Annotated in this window: 7 protein-coding genes, 1 tRNA gene and 2 rRNA genes (1 of these 10 running past the window's edge); 6 read left to right on the top strand and 4 right to left on the bottom strand. The window is 58.0% G+C overall.

The genetic code is table 11. The features are described 5' to 3' along the window. Nucleotides 1-45: 45 nt before the first annotated feature. From GRI41_RS00820 to GRI41_RS00810, 3 genes are all read left to right on the top strand, one after another. On the top strand, nt 46-3,180 hold the full coding sequence (locus GRI41_RS00820; protein WP_160602766.1) for a TonB-dependent receptor domain-containing protein: 3,135 nt from the start codon (nt 46-48) through the stop codon (nt 3,178-3,180). A gap of 71 nt (nt 3,181-3,251) precedes the next feature. Next, complete coding sequence (locus GRI41_RS00815) at nt 3,252-4,457, top strand: M14 family metallopeptidase (protein ID WP_160602765.1); 1,206 nt, start codon at nt 3,252-3,254, stop codon at nt 4,455-4,457. Nucleotides 4,458-4,656: 199 nt separating this feature from the next. Then, complete coding sequence (locus GRI41_RS00810) at nt 4,657-6,111, top strand: N-acyl-D-amino-acid deacylase family protein (protein WP_160604553.1); 1,455 nt, start codon at nt 4,657-4,659, stop codon at nt 6,109-6,111. Here the strand turns inward: GRI41_RS00810 and GRI41_RS00805 are convergent. Beyond that, nucleotides 6,027-7,253, bottom strand: coding sequence for an FAD-dependent oxidoreductase (locus GRI41_RS00805; RefSeq protein ID WP_160602764.1), 1,227 nt, complete (start codon nt 7,251-7,253; stop codon nt 6,027-6,029). The genes GRI41_RS00810 and GRI41_RS00805 overlap by 85 nt on opposite strands. A gap of 84 nt (nt 7,254-7,337) precedes the next feature. Between GRI41_RS00805 and GRI41_RS00800 the strand changes: the two genes are divergently transcribed. Then, nucleotides 7,338-8,750: a lyase family protein gene (locus tag GRI41_RS00800; RefSeq protein WP_160602763.1), complete on the top strand. Its 1,413-nt coding sequence runs from the start codon at nt 7,338-7,340 to the stop codon at nt 8,748-8,750. A gap of 10 nt (nt 8,751-8,760) precedes the next feature. Continuing rightward, a complete protein-coding gene (locus GRI41_RS00795) occupies nt 8,761-10,341 on the top strand; it encodes an SLC13 family permease (protein ID WP_202388781.1) in 1,581 nt (526 codons plus the stop codon). 138 nt (nt 10,342-10,479) lie between these two features. On the opposite strand, the gene GRI41_RS00790 is transcribed toward GRI41_RS00795, so the two are convergent. Continuing rightward, nucleotides 10,480-10,556: transfer RNA gene (locus GRI41_RS00790), tRNA-Met, on the bottom strand. A 191-nt stretch (nt 10,557-10,747) separates the two neighbouring features. After that, nucleotides 10,748-10,862: ribosomal RNA gene (gene rrf / locus GRI41_RS00785) — 5S ribosomal RNA — on the bottom strand. A gap of 2 nt (nt 10,863-10,864) precedes the next feature. On the opposite strand from rrf, the gene GRI41_RS00780 reads away from it, so the two are divergent. After that, nucleotides 10,865-11,005 (top strand): hypothetical protein, encoded by a 141-nt coding sequence (locus tag GRI41_RS00780; RefSeq protein WP_160602761.1) that lies wholly within the window; start codon nt 10,865-10,867, stop codon nt 11,003-11,005. On the opposite strand, the gene GRI41_RS00775 is transcribed toward GRI41_RS00780, so the two are convergent. Further along, nucleotides 10,995-12,785: ribosomal RNA gene (locus GRI41_RS00775) — 23S ribosomal RNA — on the bottom strand (it continues 1,000 nt past the right edge of the window). The two genes, GRI41_RS00780 and GRI41_RS00775, sit on opposite strands and share 11 nt — an antisense overlap.

The following is a 12,785-nucleotide window of genomic DNA, read 5'->3' as shown; positions in this document are numbered from 1 at the left end:
CTTCAACTCGACGGGTGCAACGCCCGTGTTTGGATGGGGGAATTGATGAAAAAGAGTTTCGTAAAGCTGGGTATGGCTATCGGCACGTCGGCGCTTGCTTTGGCAAGCAGTGCGGCATTGGCGCAGGGAACTGACGCGCCACCGGCCACCGATCAAGCCCAGGAGGAACCCGAAGACATTATCGTTGTCACCGGTTCGCAAATTCAGGGAGCCAAGGTCGATGATGTTCTTCCGGTAACGGTTGTCGACGAAAAGAACGTCGATGCCATTGACCCGGCTTCAGGCGACGAGCTGTTCCGCGCAATCCCGCAAGCCGGCTCTGTCGAGTTTAACGAACAGAACACCACCGGCGGCGTCAACGGCGCACGCGGCGATATCGCATCAATCAACCTTCGCGGGCTTGGCACCGGCAACACGCTGCTCTTGCTCAACGGCCGCCGGATGGTTTTGAACCCCGGTTTCCAGACCGAACTTTTCGTTCCGGTGGTATCGCCTGATACAAACACTATCGTTCCTGGCAGCATTCGCCGGGTCGAAGTACTGCGTGACGGTGCATCCCCGATTTACGGTGCCGATGCCGTTGCGGGCGTGGTCAACACGATCCAGCGCGGCGGACGGACAGGCGGCTTCCTGCAGGGCAATTGGCGCGCATCGGACGACACCAGCCTATATAGCGCCAGCATTCGCGGCGGTTACGGTTTCGATTTTGCCGACGGACGCGGCAATCTGACCGTCTATGGCTATTATTTCCACGAGAACGGCCTTCGCGCGACCGCGCGTGACTATGCTGCCAGCAGCGATCTTCGTCCCTTCCTGGTCGGCACCGATTTCGAAGGCGATACGCAATTCGACAACCGTTCGATCAACTCGCCATGGGGCGCCTTTGATATTCAAGGCTCCAGCGCGACATCGTCAAACACAACTGCGCTGCGCGATGATGACTTCCACCTGCAACCCTGCAGCCTGTTCGGCCCCAACGGCGCAGCAGACAGCGATGGACGCGTGATCGATCTGGGCGGCGGAGTTTGCGCCGACAATGGCGGCACAATCGATCGCGTCCTACGCCACAATTTGAGCGGCGATCGCTTTCTGTTCTCCGAGAAAGACCGCTATAATGTCTCGGGTCTGTTCAGCTACGAATTAAGCAATGCTGTCGAGTTCTATCTCGAGGGTTCCTATTACCGCTCCAGGTCGCAGCGCGAGCGCGAGCAGAACACAATGCTAAGCGCGGTTCCTCTGGGGGTAGAGGCCACTGCCTATTGGAACCCGATTGGCGCGACGACGCTTGCCGATGGTTCGCCCAACCCCAACCGCGCCGATAACGGCATTGGCCCCAATGTCGGGCCCGGCGGACGCGATCTGTTGATGGAGGATTACCGCTTCATCGACGCGGGTCCGCGCGTTGGTATCGTGACCAAGGACACGTACCGGTTCGTTGCCGGATTCCGCGGAGATCTGTGGGGTTGGGACTTCGATACCGGCTTCCTCTATTCGCAAGCCAATACCAACGACCTGACGCTCAACCGGATTTCCAACACGCTTGTGCAGGATGCAATCAACCGCACCGATGCAACGGCCTATAACCCGTTCAATGGTGGCTGCTTCCCGCAATCTGCTTTCGAAAATCAGGATTGCACACCCAATCCGCAATCGGTGATCGACGACATCACCATTGATGTTTTCCGCAAGGGCGAAACCACATTGGCGCTGGCCGACTTCAAAGTCTCCAGGCCGGACATTCTTACCCTTCCCGACGGCGATGTAGGTCTGGCCATGGGTGTCGAATTCCGCCGCGAGACTTTCAAGGATGATCGCGATCCGCGTCTCGACGGTACGATTACCTTCGTCAATGCAGTCAACGGCGATACATTCGGCAGCGACGTGCTCGGTTCCAGCCCATCGCCCGACACTAGCGGAGATCGCGAAGTCTATTCGGCATTCGCCGAATTGCTCGTTCCGCTGGTCTCAGAAGACATGAATATCCCGCTGGTTAATTCGCTTGAATTGCAACTTGCTGGCCGGTTCGAAGACTTCTCGGATTCGACCAGCGCACTAGTACCGCGTGCTGCACTGGCGTGGCGTCCGGTACGCGATGTTCTCTTCCGCGGCGCCTATTCGCAAGGGTTCCGCGCGCCGAACCTGATCCAGATCAATGATGCGGGCACAACGCGTTCCAACTCGGTCATCCGCGCGGTTGAATGCGTTGCGGAGATTCTTGCCGGCGACGAGGATGATGTTCCAGATTGCGGCACCGTTGGCACGATCGACTTCCGGTCGGGCGCAGCCAATCTCGAGCCCGAGGAAACGGAGAGCATCAACCTTGGCGCTGTAATTACGCCTAGCTTCATTCCGGGCCTTACGCTGACCGCCGACTATTGGCGGGTCAACCAGGAAGGTATTATCGGTATCTTTGGCAACCAGAATGCGTTGCTGCTCGATCTGGTGCTGCGTTCACAAGGAAGCTTCAACCCCAATGTGGTCCGCGATGCGCCCGATGCCGGGCAGATTGCGCTGTATCAGGGAACCGGGATCAATCCCGCTGGCGATATCCAGCAAATCCTGAACCCGTATCGCAATCTTGACCAACGGACTTCGGATGGTCTGGACTTTGGCGTGTTCTATGAATTCGGAACCGGCTTTGGCGATTTCGATATCCAGCTCAACGCAGCGCGGCTGCTTGGTTTCAACCAAGCCGCTGGCCCTGACGCAGAGCCGTTGTTCACCGATCTTACGCCGCTACTGCAAAGCCTGACGCGGACCGATCCTAGCGGCACTGAACTGTCGGTGGGCGATATTGCAGCGCTGCAGCCATTCGGCTTCGGCGAATTGCTCGAGATAGACGGACGTCCGAAATGGCGTTTCTCGGGGTCGGTTACATGGGACAATGGCCCGTGGCGCGTGAACGCATTCGGCCGCTATGTCGGCAAAGTGTTCGATCCGAGCGCACAGCAAGACCAGACCGCGGCGTTCTTCCCTGTCGATGACTGGTTCACCATGAACGCTTCGGTCAGCTATACAGTTGATAATGACACCGCCCTTGACGGCCTGCGCCTGCGGTTCGGTATCAACAATATCTTTGACAAGGCACCGCCGATTGCCGATGAAAGCTATGGTTTCTACGGTAGCTTGCACAGTGCACGCGGACGGCAGTTCTCGGTCGACATCCGCAAGGACTTCTGATCGAAATTGGTGGGGCATTCGCCCGAATGTCCCACCAACTGATCGATTGGGAAAATGATTGGTAGGGTAATATGCGTTTCCTGATTCCCGCCGCCCTACCCGCCTTGTTTCTGGCGATCTCTTCCGGCGGCGGCGCATCGGCGCATCCTGCCGGAGCACAACAGGAAACTTGCGCAAATCGTTCTGCAACGCTCGATGGCAATTTCCCAACCGGCGCCTATGCAAAATGCGAGGCTGCGGGTGCAAAACGCTTCACGCTGACCATCGCGCCCGAAGACGATACCGACATAAATTGCAGCGCATGGTATGCATTCCGGCTGACGCCCGAACACAAAGGACGGGTCACGGTTGACCTCAACTATACCAAATGCGGCCATCGCTATTGGCCCAAAATGAGCACTGACGGGGTCAATTGGGAATTTCTTCCAGCCAAATCGGTACGAATTGACGGCGAAGGCGATGACAGCGCCGCCACCATCAAGGTCAAGCTGGGCACCACCCCGGTCTTTATCGCCGGACAAGAAATACTGCCGCCATCGGTCTATGATGCATGGCTCGACAAGCTCAGCGCTTCGCCCGATACCCAGCGGCGGCTGCTCGGCAAATCTGCCGAAGGGCGCGAAATCCATGCGATGACTATCGCCGCACCTTCGGGCGGCCAGCGCGAAACGGTGGTGCTTGTCGGCCGGCAGCATCCGCCCGAAATTACCGGCGCGCTGGCAATGCTGCCATTCGTCGAAACACTGCTCGGCGACAGCGATCTAGCCAAGCGATATCGCGCCCGCTTTGAAACGCAGGTCGTGCCTATGCTCAATCCAGACGGGGTAGTCCGCGGGCATTGGCGGCACAATACGGGCGAGATTGATCTCAATCGCGACTGGGGGCCCTTCACCCAGCCCGAAACCAAGCTGATGCAAACGCTTTTCAATGAAATTGCCGAGGACCCCGACAGGCAATTGCGCCTGATGATCGACTTCCATTCGACGCAGCGCGATATTTTCTACACCATCCCTGACGATCTACCGACCGATCCGCCGTTTTTTACCCGCGATTGGCTGGCGCGGTTTCAGGAACGGATGCCTGGTTACGAAGTAACCCGCGATGCACGGCACACGGCAGGCCGCCCGATTTCGAAAGCCTATGTGTTTGATACCTATGGCGTTCCCGGCGTGACTTTCGAACTGGGTGACGAGACTGACCGCGAACTGATCAAGCGGATTGGCGAACAGTCGGCGCTTGCAATGATGGAAACGCTGCTCGCCACCGATCCCAAATGATCCGCTGGCGGCATTCGTTGGCGGCAGCGGCGCTGCTGTTGACCGGTTGCCAGACATCCCCGCCCCCTGATGTTCCACTGCCGGTCGTTGACCTGCTGATCACCGGCGGAAGCGTCTTTGATGGTAGCGGAGAACCCGCCCGCCGCGTGGACATTGCCATCGATGGAAACCGCATTGCCTATCTCGGTCCGGATGCCGGATCACGCTTTGCACCGGCGCAGATCTTGGACGCATCCGGGCTCGTCGTTGCCCCGGTTTTATCGATCCGCACACTCATGCAGGCAGCGATCTTGCTTCGGGCGACAAAGCGCGCCGCGCCAACCTGCCCTTCGCATTCCAGGGCGTCACAACCGTTGTCGTTGGCAATGACGGCGACGGCAAACCCGAGATTAGCGAGCTGGCGAAAAATGCCCGCTCTGCCGGGATTGGCACCAATGTCGCGTATCTTGCCGGCTTGGGACCGATCCGCGAAGCTGTGCTCGGCAAAGCCAACCGCGCGCCGTCGCCAGACGAACTTGCGCAGATGAAACAGATTACACGATCGGCAATGTGCGAGGGCGCATGGGGCCTATCCGCTGGTCTTTACTACGTCCCGCAAAACTATGCTTCGAGCGAAGAGGTGATCGCGCTCGCAAAAGTCGCTGCTGAGTTTAACGGGTATTACGACACCCATCTTCGCGACGAGAGCACCTACAATATCACCGTCACCGGCGCGGTGAACGAAGCCATTTCAATCGGCCGCGCGGCCGATATTCCCGTACATATCTCGCATATCAAAGCGCTGGGCCCGGCTGTGTGGGGGCACAGCACAAAGATGATCGCAGCGATCGAGCAGGCGCAGGCAAGCGGCATCAGGATCACTGCCGATCAATATCCGTGGGAAGCCTCGGGCACGCGGATCAGCAATGCTCTGGTCCCGCGCTGGGCGCTGGAAGGTGGCTTGAACGGTCTTCGCGCGCGGTTGAACAGTGCAGAAACCCGCGCGACAATCCGCCAGGAAATGCTCGGCGGTCTGGAAAGGCGCGGCGGCGCAGACAAATTGCTGATTACCGGCCTGCTCGGCCATACCCATGTTGAAGTGGGCAAAACGCTAGCAGAGCTCGCGCGGGCCACTGACCGCGAGCCGGTCGACGCGGCCATTGATGTGTTGATGACGGGCGATGCCCGCGTCGCCTCATTCAACATGAGCCCGTCTGACATCGCCGCATTTGCCCATAAGGAATGGGTGGTTACCGGATCCGATGGATCGAACGGCCACCCGCGCAAATATGCCAGCTTCCCCAAAGCTTATCGCGATCTGGTGGTGAACAGCAGCACGATGGATATGGCGCGCTTCATCCGCCGGAGCAGCGGCCAAACCGCCGATATAATCGGCCTGCGCGACCGGGGGTACCTGAAGAAGGGATTTGCCGCAGACATCGTCATTTTCGATCCCGACGCCTTCGCCCCTGTGGCAACATACCAGTCACCGCGCGAACTCTCGGTTGGTGTGCGTCATCTTTTGGTGAACGGTGTACCGATGATTGCCGATGGCGATTATACCGGCGCGCTGCCCGGTGCGCCGTTGCTTCACGAAGTCATCTGCATCGGGTCCATCAACCGTATCCAATATTCGGCAGAGCCCATCGCCAAGGTCCAGCCCAACATGCCGTGACCGGCATTGATCGCCAATGCACGTTTGGGCCGTGACATGATGGGCATCGAATTGGGCGTCATCGGGCGCAGCCCGGCCCAATGCTTGTCCGCCAGGTCATAATCACCCGCATCGGGCAAAGATGCCCGCGCCGCTGCGACCAAGCGCGCTGCAACTAGGGGATCGACTGCGGGATCGCGATTGCCAAGATCCGCAAAGCCCGCAACGCGCATCCGGTCGCCCAGATTGGTAAAGACGATCCTGCGCGCTGTATCGGTAACCGAAACCTTGGGCGAACCCTCGGTCAGCGGCATTTCAAACGAGTAACCTTTCATCGGTTGGATCGGAAGCGAGAGGCCCAGCGGGCGCAGCAGCGCATTGCTGCCCTGCCCGGCGCAGATAACCGCCAATCCGGCTTCGTAATCCTCTCCGCTTTGCAAGTGCAGGCGGGCAGTGTCGCCAGCTATATCGAGACATTTGACCGCCGATCCAAATGTTGTTTGCACATCGTAATGGGTCTTCAAAACCGTCAAAAGGCCGCGGCAGAAACGGTGAGGATCCCCGACCTCTTCGGAAGGCGTATAGATCGCGCCAGCAAGGCTGCCTGCAATAGATTTGAGTGCGGGGTCGATCGCCGGAATATCATCGGGCGAAAGCACCGATTGCTCGCATCCATGGCGCGATTTCAAATCCAGCACTCGCTTGGCATCCTCGAACGCGGCAGGGGCAAAATAGAGATGCATCTTGCCCGATTTGCGGTGGCCGAACGATATCGGATGCTTGGCCAGCAGAGCATCCATTGCCGCCCGCGATTCCTGCGCCAGCGCCAATGCCGCAAGGGTGTTCTGCTTGAACCGCGCGGATGTGCAATTGCGCGCAAAGGCGGCCAGCCACGCGGCGAAGGCCGGGCTCAGGCTTGGCGTTATGCTAAGCCCGTCATCCTTGAAAAGAATGGACAGCGAATTGGCCAGAACCGCGGGCGAAGCAAGCGCGTCTGCATAGCAATAGCTGAGCTGCGCTCCGTTGGAATGCGATGCGCCCATTGCCGGGCCCATTGCCTGGTCGACCAGCCTGACGCGCCACCCGCGACGGGCCAGCGCATAGGCTGTCGCCATTCCGACCACGCCGGCACCAATTACAATTGCAGATCGCTGCTCAGACAATCGCTTCACCCCTTGGCGAAAAGGATGCTAGAGCGCTTCATAAAGCGCCAATAATGAATGGCGGGGCGGCTATAGCTGACGTCTATGGCGGCCAAATTGGGAGAGGGACGCTTGCACAATTTCAAGCTCAAATTGCAATCGGCGGCGATTGCTTTGGCTCTCATCGCCATGCCGGTTCAGGCATCGGCTGCCTGCTCGACACGCAATGTTTCGGCGCTGTTCGAATATGAAGCGCAGACGCAAACGGTGATGGATATCGAAGCGGCGATGGCGCGAGCGCAAGCCGAGCACGGATATATCCCAGCTGCTGCGGCAGAGGAGATCACGCGTCAGGCGCGCGTCGATCTGGTGACCGAGGCAGATTTTCGCGCCGAATACGCCACCGTCCGTCACCGGATGGTCGCTTTGCTCAACGTATGGCGCCGCAGCCTGTCGCCAGAAGCTTCGCAATATGTCCATTTCGGCGCGACCACGGTCGATATTTACGACACTGCGACAATCATCCAGATCGATCAGAGCATCGCCCAATTGGACGCCTGTCTGGTCGATGCCATTGCCGAAATGTCCGAATTGGCGAGCGCGCATCGATCGAGCGTGATGATCGGGCGGACGCTGGGCCAGCATGCGCAGCCAATCACTTTCGGCAAGAAGGTGAGCACGTGGATCGGTGAATATGCCCGGCACCGCGGCCGTTTATCCGATTTGCGCGCGCGTGTGCGCCGCTCGGCCATTCTCAAAGGGGCGGTTGGCGATTATTCCGGGCTTGGCCCCCACGCGATTGCCATTGAAAGGAGCTTTGCCCGCGAACTGGGCTTCGGCGCACCATATGCCGCCGATTGGCACGGCACGCGCGATGTCATCGCCGAATACGGAATGGTTCTGGGTCTGATTGCCAAATCGCATGCGCGGATCGGGCAGGAGATCTTTTTGCTCCAGTCAACCGACATCGGCGAATTGCGCGAAGGCTTGCCTGATGGGGTCGTGGGCAGCAGCAGCATGCCGCACAAGCGCAACCCCATCGTACCAGAGCGCCTGATCCATGCGGGACGAACCATTCCACGTCTTGGTGAAATTCTTTCCGATGACATGGTCAATTTCTATGAACGCGACAACACGTCGCGCTTGTCTCCCATTGTCGAAGATATCTCGATCCAATCGGTCACAACCACGCGCAACCTGGTGCGCCTGCTCGACGAGCTGGAAGTGGATTCGGAAGCGATGCGGCGCAATATCGACCGAACCTCGGGCTATGCCATGTCGCAGCGGGTGGCCTTTGCCCTCGCCGAACATATGCCCCGGACCGAGGCAGAGGCGCTGGTCAAGAAGATCATACAGTCATCCGCGCAGCAGGGCATTGCATTTGAAGAAGCCTTGAATGCGTCCGCCGGGGTCAACCTCCATCTGCAACCCGGCGAAATTGCGATGCTGCTCGATCCCGAGCAGATTGACCCGCAGATTATCGAGCAGATCGAAGCCGTCATCCGTGACGCGAAATAAGGGGAACAGAGTGTCAGAACCCATCGCACAGCAAGGCGAATATGGTGATTACCCCACCGGATCAGAACGTTCTGCGCGAACCATTTGGTTGCTGCGCCTCGCCGGGCCACTCGCCGCCGCGTTGGTTTACTTTCTTCTGGGCTCATCGCCCGAATTGTCCTCTGATGCGCGTTGGGTGGCAGCTATCGGCACATTGATGGCGGTTTGGTGGATCAGCGAAGCAATCCCGCTTGCAGCAACATCTCTGCTCCCCATCATTCTGATCCCGGCGCTGACCGAGAGGTCGGTGGGGGAAACAACCGCGCCCTATGCCAGTTCGATCGTGTTTCTGTTTCTCGGCGGTTTCCTGATCGCGATTGCGATGGAAAAATGGAACCTTCACCGCCGTGTGGCGCTGTTGACCCTCAAACGCGTTGGCGTTGCGCCGCGCCGGATTGTGCTTGGCCTGATGATCGCCACCGCCTTCCTCTCGATGTGGGTGTCCAATACCGCAACCACATTGATGATGCTTCCCATCGGTTTCTCTGTGCTCGCGCTGGTCAGCGGCAGGATGCGATCGGGCAATCCTGATGTTGCAGGAGAGATGGCGGTGCATAGCGACGAGCCGCTCGATGCCAACATTGCCCGTTTCGGCACCTGTCTGGTGCTCGCCATCGCATGGTCAGCCAGCATGGGCGGCTTGGGAACGCTTCTTGGCAGCCCACCCAACGCGATCATCGCCGGCTATGCGGCCGACGAGCTCGGGCGCGATATCGGTTTTCTCGAATGGATGCTGCTGGGCGTTCCGACTGCCGCGGTGTTCATCCTCATCGGTTGGTTTCTGATGACCCGCTATCTCTATCCTTTTGATATCGAGGAAATTCCAGGCGGCGAGGAAATGATCAAAGGAGAGATCACGAAGCTAGGCACGCTTAGTCAGGGAGAAAAAATGGTCGCCCTGGTGTTTGCCTCCGCCGCCTTTCTATGGGTCGTTCCCGGACTGCTGAGCTCGATACCATCGATTGAGGCACAGGCACCATGGCTGGGCCAGCTCGATGATACCGCGATCGCCATCGCAGCCGGGCTCGCCATGTTTGTCCTCCCGGGCAAAGGCCGCTCCGAAATGGTGCTCGAATGGAAAGATGCGGAGGACGGGTTGCCCTGGGGCGTGTTGCTACTGTTTGGCGGCGGCTTGAGCCTCGCCAGCGCGGTCGCATCGACAGGGCTGGATGCGTGGTTTGGTCAGCAAGTCTCCGGATTGGCCGCATTGCCTGTAATCCTGATCGTACTGAGCGTCGTCACTCTGGTGCTGTTCCTGACCGAAGTGACCAGCAACACCGCAACCGCTGCGACCTTCATCCCGATACTGGGCGGCGTTGCGATAGGTATCGGTATGGACCCGATGACGCTGCTCATCCCCGCTGCTTTCGCCGCGACATGTGCTTTCATGCTGCCCGTAGGCACGCCGCCCAATGCCATCGCATTCAGTTCTGGACGGGTGACGATTGCGCAGATGGCAAGAGGCGGATTGGTGCTCAACATAGTCGGGATCATGCTGATCACGCTGTTCACCTATCTGCTGGGCGGATGGGCGCTGGGGCTCACATTCTAGACCCAAAGACTGCGACAGTCCGCCCCGGCCACCGGGGGTATCGCCCCCACAGGTCGCAACTTCGCATAGCAGCCATGTGCCCCGCCTGAGCGGGCACCCCAAGGGCCGCGATTTGAGTCTGGTTGTTGAAATTTGCGATGGTTGCGGGAGTTGGATTTGAACCAACGACCTTCAGGTTATGAGCCTGACGAGCTACCGGACTGCTCCATCCCGCGTCACCGTCTTGTTTGCCAGCGTCAGCCGCCGGCGGATGCCACTGCATCCTTGGCCTTGCGAAACTTCTGGTTTCGTTTGGCGCAGCGCCAACAGGGCCTGGGCCCTAGAGACGCCAAAAGGGCTGCCCTTGTGGGGTCAGCCCTTTGACTTATGAATGGGTTTTTTACCGCGCATATTCGCCGGCTACAATGCCTGGCAACGACCTACTCTTCCAACGCTTAAGCGTTAGTACCATCGGCGCTGTCTGGTTTCACGGCCGAGTTCGAGATGGGATCGGGTGGGTCACAGACGCTAAGGTCACCAAGCAATGAAGCAGGCGAATATGGGGTTAATCGATGCGATACGTATATTAGGCGTCAAAGATCTGGCCGGATGTCTTCCGACACCAACGGTCAAACTTGCCAAATTGGCAGGCCTGTCGTTGATGATGCAGATTCATCAAGCATGATCAGAGTTATTAGGACTGGTTAGCTACACGCATTACTGCGCTTCCACACCCAGCCTATCAACGTAGTGGTCTACTACGACTCGAAGATACCTTATCTCTAGGGAGGCTTCCCGCTTAGATGCTTTCAGCGGTTATCCCGTCCATGCATAGCTACCCAGCGGCACTCCTGGCGGAATGACTGGTACACCAGAGGCATGTTCACCCCGGTCCTCTCGTACTAGGGGCAACTCCTATCAAGTATCGACGCCCACGGCAGATAGGGACCAAACTGTCTCGCGACGTTCTGAACCCAGCTCACGTACCACTTTAATTGGCGAACAGCCAAACCCTTGGGACCTGCTCCAGCCCCAGGATGTGATGAGCCGACATCGAGGTGCCAAACACTGCCGTCGATATGAGCTCTTGGGCAGTATCAGCCTGTTATCCCCGGCGTACCTTTTATCCGTTGAGCGATGGCCCTTCCACGAGGGACCACCGGATCACTATGACCGACTTTCGTCTCTGCTCGACTCGTCAGTCTCGCAGTCAGGCAGGCTTATGCCATTGCACTCTCGCAGACGGTTTCCAACCGTCCTGAGCCTACCATCGCGCGCCTCCGTTACTCTTTAGGAGGCGACCGCCCCAGTCAAACTACCCGCCATAGAGGGTCCCTGATCCGGATAACGGATCTAGGTTAGATATCAGAAAACAACAGGGTGGTATTTCACAGGTTGGCTCCACTCGGACTGGCGCCCAAGTTTCAAAGCCTCCCACCTATTCTACACAGTTCTTTCCTAATACCACTCTAAAGCTGCAGTAAAGGTGCACGGGGTCTTTCCGTCTAACCGCGGGTACTCCGCATCTTCACGGAGAATTCAATTTCGCTGAGCATATCCTGGAGACAGTGGGGAAGTCGTTACGCCATTCGTGCAGGTCGGAACTTACCCGACAAGGAATTTCGCTACCTTAGGACCGTTATAGTTACGGCCGCCGTTTACTTGGGCTTCAATTCGGAGCTTGCACTCCTCCTCTTAACCTTCAAGCACCGGGCAGGCGTCAGACCCTATACGTCGTCTTGAAGCCGACTTAGCAGAGTCCTGTGTTTTTGATAAACAGTCGCTACCCCCTGGCCTGTGCCCCCTGAAAAGAGTTGCCTCGATTCAGGGCCTCCTTCTTCCGAAGGTACGGAGGCAATTTGCCGAGTTCCTTCAGGATACTTCTCTCAAGCGCCTTGGTATACTCTACCTGACCACCTGTGTCGGTTTCGGGTACGGTCTATATGAAGAGGCTATTTCCTGGATCTGCTTGGCAGCCTGCCCAATCCAATAAGGACAAACTACTTCCACAAACCGTCACACATCTTCAGGCCCACGAATATTAACGTGGTTCCCATCGACTACCCCCTTCGGGCTCGTCTTAGGGGCCGGCTTACCCTACGCTGATTAGCATTGCGTAGGAACCCTTGGTCTTTCGGCGAAAGGGTATCTCACCCTTTTTATCGCTACTCATGTCAGCATTCGCACTTCCGATATGTCCACCGTCGGTTACCCTTCGGCTTCATCCACTTACGGAACGCTCCGCTACCGCTCATAGTAAACTATGAACCCTAAGCTTCGGTGCATATCTTTAGCCCCGTTACATCTTCGCCGCAGGAACCCTTATTTAGACCAGTGAGCTGTTACGCTTTCTTTAAAGGATGGCTGCTTCTAAGCCAACCTCCTGGTTGTTTTGGGATTCCCACATGCTTTCCCACTTAGATATGACTTGGGGACCTTAGCTGTAGGTTAGGGCTGTTTCCCTT

It is taken from the genome of Pontixanthobacter aquaemixtae (genome assembly GCF_009827395.1).
In the GTDB taxonomy this organism is placed as follows: domain Bacteria; phylum Pseudomonadota; class Alphaproteobacteria; order Sphingomonadales; family Sphingomonadaceae; genus Pontixanthobacter; species Pontixanthobacter aquaemixtae.
This window is presented reverse-complemented; position numbering and strand designations above follow the sequence as displayed.

Bases quoted from the DNA above. Each gene is read 5' to 3' on its own strand.
- GRI41_RS00820 (WP_160602766.1), top strand. From the start codon at position 46: ATGAAAAAGAGTTTCGTAAAGCTGGGTATGGCTATCGGCACGTCGGCG.
- GRI41_RS00815 (WP_160602765.1), top strand. From the start codon at position 3,252: ATGCGTTTCCTGATTCCCGCCGCCCTACCCGCCTTGTTTCTGGCGATC.
- GRI41_RS00800 (WP_160602763.1), top strand. From the start codon at position 7,338: ATGGCGGCCAAATTGGGAGAGGGACGCTTGCACAATTTCAAGCTCAAA.
- GRI41_RS00780 (WP_160602761.1), top strand. From the start codon at position 10,865: ATGAAGCAGGCGAATATGGGGTTAATCGATGCGATACGTATATTAGGC.